This window comes from Albibacterium bauzanense, assembly GCF_004339765.1.
Taxonomy (GTDB): domain Bacteria; phylum Bacteroidota; class Bacteroidia; order Sphingobacteriales; family Sphingobacteriaceae; genus Albibacterium; species Albibacterium bauzanense.
Genome location: NZ_SMGO01000001.1, coordinates 1240311 through 1254750, shown reverse-complemented (window position 1 = coordinate 1254750; position 14440 = coordinate 1240311). Strand labels below are relative to the sequence as shown.

The window sequence follows — 14440 nt, the reverse complement described above, 5'->3', positions numbered from 1 at the left end:
TTAGCAATATGATTGCTAAATATATCTATCCTAGCTGTATAATAATATTCTTGTTTTTAGTAGGATGTAAATCCCCTGATAATTCTATTCCTACCATAGGTTTTGTAGATGCTTTTGAAGATGCTACTATATCTCAGGCTCACGACGGTTTTGTCGATGCATTAAAAAAACAAGGGTTTAGTGAAGACGATAATACCTTAAAAGTACTCTATAGGAATGCACAAGGTGATATTCCTACTTTAACACAGATTGTCAATTATTTCGTTTCTGAAAATGTTGTTTTGATTGGAGCTAATACTACATTAGCTACCATTACATCAATTCAACGTGCAAAGACTACCCCTGTTTTTATGATGGTTTCATCTGAGCCAGAACGAATGGGCGTACTTAATGATAAAGGTGAGGCTCCTGATAATTTGTTTGGGGTGTCTGAATCGCTTGCCTATATTGATACCTCTTTTGCATTGATACCTAAGTTTGTTAAGCCAAAAGGAGATAGAATTGTAGTCGGAATGGTCTATAATCAATCAGAACCCCAATCTCAAGATGCTCTTCAAAGAGTAAAGGCAATAGCAGACAAATTAAATATACTGGTTGAAGCTATGCCTATTAATAGCTCGGCAGATGCACAATTGGTTACCCAATCCTTATTGAATAAAGGAATAGATGTTTTCTTTGCTAATCCTGATAATACAGTTTTTGCATCTTTTGAGACTATTCTGAAGAACTGTAATCAAAAGGGCGTTCCCATTTTCACCAGTGAAGCCGGTTTAGTTAAAAGAGGAGCTGTTGCTGCTTTCGGAGCTGATATCTATAAGTGGGGATACCAGGCTGGTGAACAGGCTGCTGAGTTCTTAAAAAAGGGAGATACAACAGGACTGCACATAGAATCGGTTAAATTGCGTAAAAGAGTTTACAACCCTGAAGTTGCAAAACATTATAATCTAACCTTTCCTGAGAATTTTGAGATGATTGAATAATGGATTTTTATCTTACAGCACTTCTTCAAGGATTATGCTTATCAGGAATTGCCCTTGGTATTTACATTTCCATGAAGATATTTAATATCCCGGATATTACAACAGATGGAAGTTATACACTTGGTGGTGCTGTTACAGGTATGTTATTGTCTAATCATCTGCCAATAGGAATTGTTCTTCCTGTTGTGATCATAGCTGGCGGACTGGCAGGAGTATTTACCGGTCTGATTCATACAAAGCTAAAGATCAACCCCCTACTTTCAGGTATATTGGTAATGACAGGTTTGTATTCAATCAATCTCAGCATAATGGGACGTTCTAATATACCTTTACTTAATTATACAACCCTTTTTGATAGCTTTCATTTTATTGCAGATCTGAATTGGAATAGCCTGATCGTTCTTTTATTCATAGGAACATTGTTAATCCTTTTGATTGGTTATATTTTGAAATCAGACTATGGTATAACAATGCGAGCGACTGGAAACAGTGAAAAAATGGTAAGTGCATTGGGAGTTAATATTGATAGAATAAAAATAGTTGGACTTGGTTTTGCAAATGCGCTTACTGCAGTTAGTGGTTTCTTAATGACACAATTTCAGGGTTTTACAGATATTAATATGGGTATAGGTATTGTAATCGTCGGACTAGGGTCTGTAATAATCGCCGATACTTTTATTAATTGGATGAATATAAGCTCAATTTGGATAAGTTTAATATTGGTTTGCTTGGGTGCTATTCTTTTTCAATTGGTTCTTGCATTTACATTGAGTATAGGGATTGATCCGACCTTACTAAAATTAATTACTGCCTTGTTTGTTCTATCAATTGTTAGTTTGCCAAGGCTTAATTTAACGAGGAATTAGATGATTGAATTTAATCATATTTATAAAAGCTTTCATGTTGGCAGACCTAATGAGGTCACTGCTTTGCAAGATGTTAATTTACATATTGCAGCCTCAGAGTTCTTGATATTGGTGGGTTCAAATGGTTCAGGTAAATCCACTTTATTGAACCTCATTGCAGGGAATGTTTTTCCTACAAGTGGTGAAATTAAGATTGCAGGTCAGAATGTGAATAAACTGCCAGAATATAAGCGCAGCCAGTGGCTTGCAAGAGTTTTTCAAAATCCACTTCAAGGTACAGCCCCTGAACTGAGCATTGTAGAGAATTTCCGTTTAGCTTCTCTGCGAACATCACCTAAGACATTAAAGATTGGTTTGACTGCTGATTTTAAAAAAGAAATAAGTGACCGTGTTGCAATGTTGGGTCTTGGTTTAGAGAATAAATTGCAACAAGCTATGGGTAGTCTTTCAGGAGGACAACGGCAGGCTCTTAGTTTATTGATGGCTGTGATGGCTGATATTAAGATTTTATTGCTAGATGAACCTACAGCAGCATTAGATCCTCGTTCAGCAGAAATTGTTCTCAAGACTGCCAATAAACTTATTAAGGATTATTCAATAACAGCCATCATGATTACTCATAATCTTAAAGATGCTCATCAATATGGCTCTCGAATTATACAATTACATAACGGTGAAATTGTAAGAGATATTGAAAAGGATAAGAAAGAATCATTGAGTTATGCAGATATGTACGAATGGTTTATCTGAGATTATGAAAACAATTTAGGTAGATTATCCTTAAATTGGTATAAGCATTTTGATACATGGAATTTATAGATTATTACAAAATTTTAGGCCTTGACAAATCTGCTACCACTGCAGATATTAAGAAAGCTTATCGTAAGGCGGCTCGAAAACATCACCCAGATTTAAATCCAAATAATAAAGAAGCTGAAAAGAAGTTCCAGCAAATTAATGAAGCCAATGAAGTTCTAAGTGATCCTAAGAAGCGGAAAAAGTACGATGAGTATGGCAAAGATTGGCAACATGCTGATGCTTACGAACAAGCTAAACAGTCGCAAGGAGCTTATCAGGGACAAGGCTATCAAGGAGGATCAAGAAACCCATTTGAAAGCTATTCTGGTGCTGGGGGGGGCGGCGGACAAGACTTCTCTGAATTCTTTTCTTCGATGTTTGGTGGAGGGGGAGGTTCTCGGGCAAGACAAACACAATTTCGCGGTAATGATCTTAAAGCAGAACTGCATCTCAACTTTCGGAAAGCAGCAGAAACACATAAACAGAGTTTAACAGTTAACGGAAAAACAATTCGTATCACTGTTCCTGCGGGAGTATCAAATGGGCAAGAAATTAAGTTAAAAGGTTATGGAGGTGCAGGTATAAATAATGGACCTAATGGAGACTTGTATATAACTTTCGTTATTGCCGATGATCCTGATTTTAAGCGTATAGGTAATGATTTATATGCTACAGAAGAAATTGATTTATACACAGCCGTTCTTGGTGGTGAATTATATGTTAATACGCTCTCCGGAAAGGTAAAGCTTAAAGTAAAACCAGAGACTCAGAATGGTACTAAAGTGAAATTAAAAGGTAAAGGTTTTCCTATTTATAAAAAAGAAGGAGAGTTTGGAGATCTGATTATTACCTATCAGGTAAAGATTCCGACTGGTTTAAACGAAAAGCAAAAAGAAATATTTAGGAAATTAGCTAATGAGACATAATATGGATAGCTCAGTAATTAAAATCACAGAATATTGTAGTTATTATGAAATAGAGCCTGATTTTGTAATTTCTTTGGAAGGAGTAGGGCTTATTGAAACGTTAATAATTGAAGGGGAACGCTTTATTCATGAAGAGCAGCTAAAAGATTTAGAACGATATGTTATCTGGCATTATGATATGGATATTAACATTGAGGGAATTGATGCCTTACGAAACATGCTTGCTAACCTTGAGCAATTACAATCTGAAGTTTTGCATCTTAAAGAAAAACTTCGTGTTTACGAATGATTTGGCTAAGGAGAAATTTAGTTTCCACCAAAGCTAAGGTATTTTATTTCCATGAATTCTTCTAAACCATGTTTAGAGCCTTCGCGACCAATTCCAGATTGTTTTATCCCTCCAAATGGAGCTGATGCAGTTGATACCATTCCTGTATTTATCCCAACCATCCCTGATTCTATTTGTTCTGCAACTCGCCAGCAACGATGAACATCCTGACTATAAAAATAGGCTGCTAAACCAAACTCTGTATCATTAGCTAGATTTATAGCGTCTTTTTCATCTTTAAATCGAAATAAGGACACCACTGGACCAAACGTTTCCTCGTGAGCAATAAGTGATTGAATAGAAACATCAGAAAGAACCGTTGGTTCGAAGAATAGATCTTTAATGACATGGCCCCCTATGCGTATTTTTGCTCCACCTGCAGTTGCATCTTTTAGATGTTGCTGAACCTTTTCTAGTCCTGCCTTATTGATTAGTGGACCAACTGTTACATCTTTCTTTAAACCATTCCCCGTTTTTAATTTGCCTACTGCTATTGTAAGCTTTTTTGTAAATTCTTCGAATATGGAATCCTGAATTAGAAATCGATTTGCGGCAACACAGGTCTGACCTGAATTTCTAAATTTTGCGACGATAGCCCCTTTTACTGCTTCATCAATATTGGCATCTTCAAAAACTATGAATGGGGCATTACCTCCTAACTCAAGAGATACCTTTTTGATGGTTTCAGCAGCTTGCGACATTAAAATTCGTCCAACCTGTGTTGAGCCGGTAAAAGAGATTTTTCGCACCAATGCATTGGTACTTAATTCTTTCCCCATGCCTGAACTGTCTTTCCCAGTGATTACATTGAAAACTCCTTTAGGAAAACCCGCTTCTTGAGCAAGTCTGCCCAAAGCTAAAGCTGTAAGTGGAGTCTCTGAAGCAGGTCGAAGTACTACTGTGCATCCTGCGGCAAGTGCAGGTGCCACTTTTCTTGTAATCATAGCCAGCGGAAAGTTCCATGGAGTAATAGCAGCAACAACGCCTATACTTTGTTTAATAGTTACAATGCGACTTGCGGGATTAGAAGATGGTGTTGTTTCTCCATAAGCACGTTTTCCTTCTTCTGAAAACCAAGATATAAAAGAAGCTCCATAATTGATCTCACTATAGCTTTCGGTTATTGGTTTCCCACACTCTAAAGTCATAATTTCAGCAAGCTGGTCTTTGTTTTGGATAATAAGCTTATACCAAGAATATAGCAAATTCCCTCTTTCTTCAGCAGTAGTATTTTTCCAGACTCTCCATGCTTTATCAGCAGCTTTTATTGCTTGCTTTGTTTCACTTACAGTTAAGTCAGCTACTTTGGCAATAGTTTTACCATTAGCTGGATTAACCACATCAAATGTATTCTTGCCGCTTATCCATTTTCCATCTACTAATGACTCGGTAATGAGAAGATTATTTATTGCTTTCATTCTGCTTTTTATTTCTATTGAAGAAGAGGGATTCTTCTAATTTTTTGAGAAAGGTTAAATTTACTAATTTAAACCAATAACTTTACAGCGTTTTCATTTCAAACATTCATGATTAAGTATTTGTTTTTATTCGTTTTTTGTTTCCTGTCGCTCGGCATATATGCCCAAAACGATGGTACTCAGAATGAAATAGAACCAGTAAAACCGCTAACCTATCGTGAACGTCTAGATTCTATTCGTGTTGCAAATGCTTTAGAAAAAAAACGAATTGACGATTCGGTGAAGCATGTTCAGGATTCTCTCCAGATGCAGTGGGTTAAAATGCCTGATGCAAATCGCCCTAATCTCTTTTTGGATAGTTTAAAAGATCTCTATACGGTTAAAAATGGTGATTTTTTCACTTGGCATAACCAGTTTAAAGATACAATAGAACATTTTAAGGCTGGAGCTCCAAAACACGATCGCGACAATTGGATCATGGGAGTTATAATTGCATTGCTCTTGTTTTTTGCGGTCATTAGGGTCAGCTATCCTAATGAAATAATGGTAATGATTCAAGGTTTTTTTAATAACAGGGTATTGACTCAAATCAGTAAGGAAGAGAATCTGTTTAACTCTTGGCCATTTATTTTTTTATACTTGTTGTTTGGATTTACAATAGGACTTTTTCTTTATCTAGTGAGCACATTCACTCAATTAGGGGGTATAGCAGAGGGGTTTAACCTGTATCTTATATTCTCTTTGAGTATTCTTGTTTTATTTACTTTGAAGATTGTTACCTTAAGATTTATAGGGTTTTTATTTGATGTTCCAAGATTGGTAAGAGAGTATGTTTCCATTCTTTATTTAAGTTATTTTAATACGGCTCTGATGTTTTTACCAGTCGTAATTATTATGGCTTTTTCACCTAAAAATTCGGTAGGCTCTTTTATAATATTTGGGGTTCTTATCCTTGCTATTATTTTCTTTGCGCAGTTTTTACGAGCAGGGACCTCAATATTTAAAACGTATTCTCTTTCAAAGTTTTATTTATTTCTGTATCTTTGCACCCTTGAAATAGGTCCTATTCTAATTTTAGTGAAAGTATTAGGTTTTTAATAAAAATTATAAAAATGCAAGAACCAGTAGATAGAGCAAAGAAAGTAAAAAGCATTTTGGTAACTTTACCAAAACCTGAAAATGAAAAATCTCCATATTTTATACTTGCTAAGAAATATAATTTAAAACTAGATTTTAGAGCCTTTATTCATGTAGAAGGCGTTCCTGCAAGAGACTTTAGGAAAGAAAAAATAGATCTTGCTAGTTTTACAAGTATCATCTTTACCAGTAAAACGGCCGTAGACCATTTTTTCAGAATATGTGAAGAAATGCGTTATGATGTTCCTGCTGATTTAAAATATTTCTGTCTTTCTGAAACAATAGCTCTCTATCTTCAAAAGTATATTCAATATCGTAAGCGTAAAATATTTTTTGGTAAGCAAACTGCACAAGATTTAGAAGATATTCTTAAGAAACACGCTAAAGAAAAGTTCCTTTTCCCATGTTCAAATGTTGCCGGTGAAGAAACCCAAAATTGGCTTACAGAGAATGGGTATAATTTCACTCCAGCTGTTTTGTTTAAAACAGTAGTGAGCGATTTATCTGATTTGAAGGATGTTTTTTACGATATTATTGTTTTCTTTAGCCCATCAAGTGTTCAATCTCTTTTTGAGAACTTCCCTGATTTTGAACAAAAAGACACACGTTTGGCAGCTTTTGGAGCAAGTACCCACCAGGCAATTTTAGATAGAGGACTGATCTTAGATATTGCAGCACCAACCTCGGAAGCACCAAGCATGACCATGGCAGTTGAGCAATATGTAACGCAGGCCGTTAAATAAATATTTATTGTTGTTGGGACTTTTGTTCATTGAAGAAATGAAGAAGTTTCTCTACTTGACCTCGGTTCAATACTTTAAGTAAATCATCTTCAGAAGATTCACGAATCCTTTTAACTGACTTAAAAGTTTGCAAAAGCTTTTCTGCACTCATTTTACCTATTCCAGGTATTAATGTAAGTTCAGTCTGAAAAGTTTTCCTGCTTCGTTGATTTCTATGAAAGGTAATGCCGAAACGATGTGCTTCATCTCTCAGTTGTTGAATAATCCGTAAGGTTTCCGATTTTTTGTCCAGGTATAGTGGGAATTGATCGCCTGGATAATAAATTTCTTCCAGCCTTTTTGCAATTCCTATGATTGTAACTTCCTTTTCTATTCCTAATTTCTTTAAGCTTTTCATAGCTGAAGACAGTTGGCCTTTGCCACCGTCTATTACAACAAGCTGTGGCAATGGTTGTTCTTCTGCTAATAGTCGTTTGTACCGCCTGTAAACAGCTTCTTCCATGGTTTTAAAATCATCAGGCCCCTCCACGGTTTTTACATTGAAATGCCGGTAATCTTTTTTTGATGGACGAGCATCTTTAAATACAACAATGGCTGATACAGGGTATTTACCTTGGAAATTTGAGTTGTCAAAACATTCAATATATTGAGGAAGTTGATTCATGCGTAAATCCTTTTGCATCTTTTCCAAAATACGGTTAGTGCGGCTTTCAGGATTTAGTTTTTCATATTGTTCCAGCTTCTCCTTTTTGAAATACATCACATTCTTTTGAGAAAGTTCTAAAAGTTTCTTTTTATCACCCTGCTTTGGTATGGTAAACTTTAAGTCCTCAGTATTTTCTATCTCCAGTTTAAAGGGTACAATTATTTCTCTAGAGTCACTCTCAAAGCGGTTTCTTAATTCAGGAATTGCAAGTGCAAGAAGCTCTTCATCACTTTCATCTAAGCGCTTCTTGATCTCCATGGTTTGGGTCTGAATAATAGTTCCGTTCATTACTTTAAGGAAATTAACAAATGCTAGTTCTTGTTCAGATGCAATACTAAAAACATCAAGATTGCTTAGAGAAGTATTTACGACGGTCGATTTACTTTGATAATTTGACAGTAATTCAAGTTTCTGTTTGATCCTTTGAGCATCTTCAAAACGCAGATTCTCAACTGACACCTCAAGGTCTTGTTTTAGACGATTAAGAACTACTGCTATCTTTCCTTCCAGGATATTATGGATCTGTTCAATATTTGCCATATAATCTTCCTCTGATTGAAGATTCTCGCAAGGTCCCATGCAGTTTCCAATCTGATATTCTAAGCAAACTTTGAATTTACCTTTTAATATATTTTCTTCTGATAGTCTTAAGTTGCATGTTCGTAATGGGAAAAGCTCTTTTATAACTCCCAGTATGGCATGCATCATACTTACAGAAGCGTAGGGGCCATAATATTTTGACCCGTCTTTAATGATTTTTCTCGTCCAGAAAATTCTTGGAAAGGGTTCATTTTTGATGACAATCCATGGATATGTTTTGTCATCTTTCAACATTACATTATACCGAGGCTGATGTTTCTTGATAAGACTATTCTCAAGTAACCAGGCATCAATTTCAGTATCTACAATCGTAAAGGTAATTTTATGGATCTTTTTAACTAAAACCCGGGTTTTAGTATTAAGGTTCAGGTCATTTACAAAATAAGAATTGATGCGATTCTTAAGATCTTTGGCTTTCCCAATATAGATCAAATTATTCTTTGCATCCCAATATTGATAAACTCCAGGTTTATGCGGAATGTTATTAATTGTTTCGCGATAATTGAATGATGTCATATGTTCTCTCCGTTACCAAAGTTAGGGAGCTCATTTTGAATTAAAGAGTGATTTGTGTTTAAAATTCTTCGCATTAGTGTCATAATTCGCTTCCTTTTACTTACTATCGAATAGTATTGATATTTTTGTAGAGTTCAATTTGTTAAATTCTATGTTGCGTAAACCGCTTTTTCTTTTTTATTTCCTCTTCTTTTATGCTGTAACGCAGCTTATTTGGTGGGGTGTACTTCTTATTCAGATTGCACCGCAAAGAAAAGGTATGTTTATTGGAGAAGCAATTTTCTTTTTTATCATCTTCATTTTTGGTGCTATTAAACTGAAGCAAGCCTTTGAACGTGAAAAAAAGCTTCATCAGCAGCAACATAATTTTATGCTTTCTGTAACACATGAACTAAAGTCACCACTTGCATCTATAAAGCTTTATATCCAAACAATTTTAAAAAGGGAATTGGATAAAGAACAACAGCAACAGTTTTTGAAAAATTCGTTAAAAGATATTGAGCGCTTAGATGATTTGGTAGAAAATGTTTTAATTGCTACTAAACTGGATAGCGTACAGGTTCAGATGCAAAAGGAATCATTTGATTTTTCTGAAGCAATAACTAAAATAGCAGATCGCTTACAGGTTTACTCTTGTACAACACAAAGTATAAAGTTAAATGTTGAAAACGATATCTATTTGAAGGGTGATAGTTTTGCACTATCTTCGGTCGTGACTAATCTTTTGGAAAACGCTATTAAATATTCACCTCCTTGTGAGCAGGTATCTGTTAAATTATACCGGGAAAAGGATGAGGTTATCTTGTCGATAGCTGATTTCGGTATTGGTATTCCAGATGAAGAGAAAAGGAACGTATTTAATAAATTCTACCGTGTTGGAAGTGAAAATACTCGTAAAACAAAAGGCACCGGTTTGGGATTATATATAGTTAAAAGTGTGCTTGATAAACACCAGGCACAGATTAAGGTAAAGGATAATAAACCTACCGGAACTATTTTTGAAATAACATTTAATCATTATGCAGCAAGCTAAACAACGTATTCTTCTCGTAGAAGACGAAGAACATTTACTCGAAGCAATTAAGTTAAACCTGGAAATGGAGGGCTACAAAGTTAGTACTGCAACAGATGGTAAAAAGGCGTTGAAGATATTTAAAGAAGAACGGTTTAACCTAATTATTCTGGATGTAATGATCCCTGAGATTGATGGTTTCCAGGTTGCTGAAACAATCCGCCTTGAAAATAGTGAGGTTCCAATTATGTTCCTGACAGCAAAAAACACGAGTGAAGATCGGGTAATGGGCCTGAAAAAGGGTGCCGACGATTATCTGGTTAAACCATTTAATTTAGAGGAGTTAATCCTTCGTGTTGGAATCCTTGTTCGTAGAGGCTTGACAGGAAATGATTTAAAAGAGGTAAATTCTTTTAAAATAGGTGATAAAACCATTCATTTTAATTCATTTGAATTGCACCATGCTGATGGTAGTATTACAGCTCTGACAAAAAAGGAAACGATGTTGTTAAAGTTACTCGTAGAGCGAAAAAATGAAGCTGTGTCAAGAGAGCAGATATTAGAAACGGTGTGGAATTATGATGTATATCCATCTACCCGTACTATTGATAACTTTATTCTAACATTCCGTAAATATTTTGAACCTGATCAGAAGAATCCTATTTATTTTCATTCGATTCGCGGTGTAGGATATAAATTTACGGATCACACGTAACCCATATTAAATGATTACATCTAGATGGCGATGGGTAATTATTGTTATCGCAATGATGCTATTAGCATGGTCGATATATCATAGGTCATATCAAGTAAGTTCTTTATTGATAGCTATTGTGGCATACATGGTTTGGTCTCATTTTAAAGAAGGAACCGTTGTATTAGCTTCAGAAGCCTTCCAAAAAAAAGAATATGATAAAGCTAGAAGACTTCTGGCTGATATTAAAAATCCTGAATATCTTAGGAAGAAAAGAAGAAGCTATTACGAGTTTATAAACGGTAATTTATACCTGCAGCTTCTAGATGATAATTCGGCTGAACGACATTTTCAGATAGCATCTCGTTTGCCGTTCCGAAGACCAAACGATAAGGCTATTGTATTTGTGCATTTGGCAAATATAAACCTGAGAAAAAAAGATTATGAACGCGTAAGAGCTTATTTAGCCAGAGCTTCTGAATTAGAAGTCAGTTCAAGAATTGCACAGATTATTAATAGAATAGAAAACGAAATACCAAAGAAGTGAATCAAAACGTAGAAAACAGTCTGTTTATTCGTGCTGCGCTTTCGCAGCAAACTGAGCGTCCTCCAGTGTGGATGATGCGTCAAGCAGGGAGGTTTATGCCCGAGTATTGGGAAATCAAAAATAAATACTCTTTTCTTGAAATGTGCAAAACTCCTGAAATTGCTGCCGATGTAACCATGTTACCGGTTAATTTGTTAGGAATTGATGCTGCAATACTGTTTTCAGATATATTGGTTACTCCAGAAGCAATGGGCGGTGATTTAAGTTTCAAGGAAGGAGTAGGTCCAAGATTCTCGAATCCTGTGCGTAACAGAGCAGATGCTGAAGCTTTAGGAACCGATGTTGTTGATAAGCTCCAATATGTTGCAGAAGCAATTAAAGAAATTCAAAGCAGATTAAATGGCTCAATTCCGTTAATAGGTTTTGCCGGTGCTCCGTTTACTGTGTTGAGTTATTTAATTGAAGGAGGATCTTCCAAAGATTTTAAGAAGACGAAATATCTTTTACATAATGACCCTGAATTGGCCCATTTTATTCTTTCAAAGATAACCAAGGTAACGGTCGATTATCTAAATATGCAGATAGATGCCGGAGTAAATGCTTTGCAATTATTTGATAGCTGGGCCCAAGCACTTTCATGGGATGATTATAATGAGTTTTCCCATCAGTATAATAAAGAAATAATTTCTAAATTGAACCGTAAAGGTGTTCCAATCATTTCTTTTGCAAAGGGAAGCTCTGTTTTTTATCCTTTGATGGTTGAGTCAAATCCAGATGTGATCTCTGTTGATTGGAATGCAAACTTGAGAAGTTTAAAAGATTCCTTACCAGCCGGCATTGCCGTTCAAGGAAACTTGGATCCGTATATCTTTTATGCAGATAAGTCGGTGATAAAGAAACGTATTGAACAGCTATTTGAAAGCATGCGTGGTGTAGACGGGTATATTTTTAACCTTGGTCATGGTATTATGCCCGATTTTTCATTCGATAAAGTAAAATACGCTGTAGATTTGATTAAAGAATTTAGATATTAATTATTATCGTGATTTACCTATACGCTAAATCTATTCATATCATTTTTGTCATTTGTTGGATGGCCGGGCTTTTCTATATAGTCCGGCTATTCGTTTATCATACCGAAGCAAAACTGAAATCTAGAGACGAGTACACAATTCTTCATAAACAATTCATAATTATGGAGAGTAAGCTGTGGTGGATAATAACAACACCTGCAATGTATTTAACAGTAGCGGCTGGGCTGGTAATGTTTTACATTAATCCTGCGCTCTTACAGACACCATGGATGCATATAAAACTTGCTTTTGTATTAGCCTTGCTTGTCTATCATTTCATTTGTCAGCGTGTTATGAGGTCTTTAAAAGAAGAGGCAAGCAAATGGACTTCAACGCAGCTCCGATTATGGAATGAGGTTGCCACGATTATACTGTTTGCAATTGTGTTTATTGTAGTATTAAAGAGTGCTGTTAACTGGATTTACGGGCTGATGGGTTTGATTGCTTTATCCGTTCTGTTAATGATAGCCGTAAAGATCTATAAACGGTATCGTAATAAAACTTCCTAATATAACACCGTGAATTTAAACTCTAGAGGTTTAAATTTATGAACCAATTCCTCAATAAAGCTATCACCATATTTTACATAATAAGGACCGAAATTCTCTATACGTTCTTGTAGAACTCCACCAGGAAAAAGCTTTTCTTTTATTCGTTCAATTTGATTTAGAGCTTCTTTGTAATTACTCTGATCTGCCTTTAAAAGTTTCTTTTCCAGACGGTCGAGGGCTTTCTTTAAACGAGCTTCAATTGCATCTGTACTTGGACCTAAAGTAGGGTCTATTTTATAAGCTCTAAGTTTGATTTTTTCAAATAAGGAGGTAAACTCCAACCACTCATCATTTAAGTTTAAACGATGCTTACTATGCACCCGTACATATTCTTTCTTAAGAACTTCGGTGTTTTTAAAAATGCTTTTATAAGTAAAATTAAGCCGATATATCTTTTCACCTAATTTGCCATCTGCTATCATTGCAGAGTTGCGAGGTATTAATATAGGAAAATTTAGTTGGTAATAATCAAATACACCCTTTAATTGCATCCAATAGTTTATTTCTGCACCACCGCCAATATAAGCTAAATTAGGAAGGATAATTTCTTGATAGACAGGGCGCATAATAACATTTGGGCTGAAGCGCTCAGGATGTTTATCTATTTCTTTAAGAAGTTCATCTTCTGAAAAATATCGTTGTTGATTAAGCACCTCATACTTCCCTTCTTTATTTAGAATAAGCCGTTCTCTATAATTATCTTTTAAATAAAAAAAGTTGATATCTCTTCCATGAACCTGTGTTTTGAACCCAGCGTCTGAAAGTTCTTTCGAGGTTTTCTCAACCTCACGAGAACTGTTTTGTTCAAGGATATCCTGTTTAATTACAGGGATAAAAAGCTTCTTTAATTCAATCTGATCTGCATCTATTACTACTAGTCCATAATCGCCAAATAGTTGATTAGCCAGACTGCGAGTGGCATCAGCGAGGTTCGATTGTCCCAGATAAGCCTTTTCTATTATCTTAGATAATTTATTAGAATTGTCTGATAGCCCTAATATTTTCTGATAGGTTTGTACTGCTTCCTTAATATCAGCAGTAGACAAACGTCCAGTGGCTCCAGTAGCGCTTTTATTCCACTTTATAGTATGTTTGGAAATATGGGTATGATTAATCTCCTCAAAATCATGATCCTCAGACGCCATCCAATAAACAGGGATGAAATTGCTAGATGGAAATTTTTCCTTTAAATCCATTGACAATTTGATAGCAGTAGCTATTTTGAAAATAAAATATAAAGGACCTGTAAAGATATTTAATTGATGACCGGTTGTAATCGTAAAAGAATTGGGATCGTTTAGTAAATTAATATTCGCTAAAGACTTTTCTGATGTTTCACTGTTTTTTTGTTGTGCCAGAAGGGTATTAACTAATACTTTTCTATGTGAAAAGCTCCTGCTATTGATTTGCCTAGAGAAACCTGCTTCATCTGGTCTGTTACCATAAAAATCTCCTAGTTGTTCATTATTCTCGAAATAGTTGATTAGTAAGGACGAAAAGCTGAGAGTATCGCTATAATCAATATAAGTTGCCTTCATATTGCAA

15 protein-coding genes are annotated in these 14440 nt (G+C 35.3%); 12 read left to right on the top strand and 3 right to left on the bottom strand.

Annotation, left to right across the window (positions count from 1 at the left end; genetic code table 11):
- Nucleotides 1-8: 8 nt before the first annotated feature.
- The 5 genes from C8N28_RS05705 to C8N28_RS05685 are packed head-to-tail and all read left to right on the top strand — an operon-like array spanning nucleotide 9 to nucleotide 3859.
- Complete coding sequence (locus tag C8N28_RS05705; RefSeq protein WP_132222370.1) at nucleotides 9-980, top strand: ABC transporter substrate-binding protein; 972 nt, start codon at nucleotides 9-11, stop codon at nucleotides 978-980.
- The gene (locus C8N28_RS05700; RefSeq protein ID WP_132222368.1) at nucleotides 980-1846 is read left to right on the top strand and encodes an ABC transporter permease; all 867 of its coding nucleotides are present in this window, start codon (nucleotides 980-982) and stop codon (nucleotides 1844-1846) included. Before C8N28_RS05705 ends, C8N28_RS05700 begins: the two co-directional genes overlap by 1 nt.
- Nucleotides 1847-2596: an ABC transporter ATP-binding protein gene (locus C8N28_RS05695; RefSeq protein ID WP_132222366.1), complete on the top strand. Its 750-nt coding sequence runs from the start codon at nucleotides 1847-1849 to the stop codon at nucleotides 2594-2596.
- A 56-nt stretch (nucleotides 2597-2652) separates the two neighbouring features.
- Nucleotides 2653-3570 (top strand): DnaJ C-terminal domain-containing protein, encoded by a 918-nt coding sequence (locus C8N28_RS05690; RefSeq protein ID WP_132222364.1) that lies wholly within the window; start codon nucleotides 2653-2655, stop codon nucleotides 3568-3570.
- 1 nt (nucleotide 3571) lies between these two features.
- Nucleotides 3572-3859 carry a chaperone modulator CbpM gene (locus C8N28_RS05685; RefSeq protein WP_165870302.1) on the top strand — a complete coding sequence of 96 codons (288 nt, stop codon included), beginning with the start codon at nucleotides 3572-3574 and terminating at the stop codon, nucleotides 3857-3859.
- Between the two features lie 17 nt (nucleotides 3860-3876).
- On the opposite strand, the gene C8N28_RS05680 is transcribed toward C8N28_RS05685, so the two are convergent.
- Complete coding sequence (locus C8N28_RS05680; protein WP_132222360.1) at nucleotides 3877-5316, bottom strand: NAD-dependent succinate-semialdehyde dehydrogenase; 1440 nt, start codon at nucleotides 5314-5316, stop codon at nucleotides 3877-3879.
- 108 nt (nucleotides 5317-5424) lie between these two features.
- Here C8N28_RS05680 and C8N28_RS05675 point away from each other — a divergent pair, with 108 nt between their 5' ends.
- Nucleotides 5425-6414 carry a DUF4271 domain-containing protein gene (locus tag C8N28_RS05675; protein ID WP_132222358.1) on the top strand — a complete coding sequence of 330 codons (990 nt, stop codon included), beginning with the start codon at nucleotides 5425-5427 and terminating at the stop codon, nucleotides 6412-6414.
- 14 nt (nucleotides 6415-6428) lie between these two features.
- Nucleotides 6429-7196: a uroporphyrinogen-III synthase gene (locus C8N28_RS05670; RefSeq protein ID WP_132222356.1), complete on the top strand. Its 768-nt coding sequence runs from the start codon at nucleotides 6429-6431 to the stop codon at nucleotides 7194-7196.
- Between the two features lie 4 nt (nucleotides 7197-7200).
- Here C8N28_RS05670 and uvrC read toward each other — a convergent pair whose 3' ends face one another.
- Entirely contained in the window at nucleotides 7201-9018 is a 1818-nt protein-coding gene (gene uvrC / locus C8N28_RS05665; RefSeq protein ID WP_132222354.1) for an excinuclease ABC subunit UvrC, read from the bottom strand.
- 154 nt (nucleotides 9019-9172) lie between these two features.
- Between uvrC and C8N28_RS05660 the strand changes: the two genes are divergently transcribed.
- The 5 genes from C8N28_RS05660 to hemJ are packed head-to-tail and all read left to right on the top strand — an operon-like array spanning nucleotide 9173 to nucleotide 12853.
- Nucleotides 9173-10051, top strand: coding sequence for a sensor histidine kinase (locus C8N28_RS05660; protein ID WP_132222588.1), 879 nt, complete (start codon nucleotides 9173-9175; stop codon nucleotides 10049-10051).
- A complete protein-coding gene (locus C8N28_RS05655) occupies nucleotides 10038-10745 on the top strand; it encodes a response regulator transcription factor (RefSeq protein ID WP_132222352.1) in 708 nt (235 codons plus the stop codon). Before C8N28_RS05660 ends, C8N28_RS05655 begins: the two co-directional genes overlap by 14 nt.
- A gap of 10 nt (nucleotides 10746-10755) precedes the next feature.
- Nucleotides 10756-11271, top strand: coding sequence for a hypothetical protein (locus tag C8N28_RS05650; protein WP_132222350.1), 516 nt, complete (start codon nucleotides 10756-10758; stop codon nucleotides 11269-11271).
- Complete coding sequence (gene hemE / locus C8N28_RS05645; RefSeq protein WP_132222348.1) at nucleotides 11268-12305, top strand: uroporphyrinogen decarboxylase; 1038 nt, start codon at nucleotides 11268-11270, stop codon at nucleotides 12303-12305. The genes C8N28_RS05650 and hemE overlap by 4 nt, the downstream gene beginning before the upstream one ends.
- A gap of 8 nt (nucleotides 12306-12313) precedes the next feature.
- Nucleotides 12314-12853, top strand: a complete 540-nt coding sequence (hemJ, locus tag C8N28_RS05640; RefSeq protein ID WP_132222346.1) for a protoporphyrinogen oxidase HemJ — start codon at nucleotides 12314-12316, stop codon at nucleotides 12851-12853.
- On the opposite strand, the gene bshC is transcribed toward hemJ, so the two are convergent.
- Nucleotides 12850-14433 carry a bacillithiol biosynthesis cysteine-adding enzyme BshC gene (gene bshC / locus C8N28_RS05635; RefSeq protein ID WP_132222344.1) on the bottom strand — a complete coding sequence of 528 codons (1584 nt, stop codon included), beginning with the start codon at nucleotides 14431-14433 and terminating at the stop codon, nucleotides 12850-12852. The genes hemJ and bshC overlap by 4 nt on opposite strands.
- Between the last annotated feature and the right edge of the window lie 7 nt (nucleotides 14434-14440).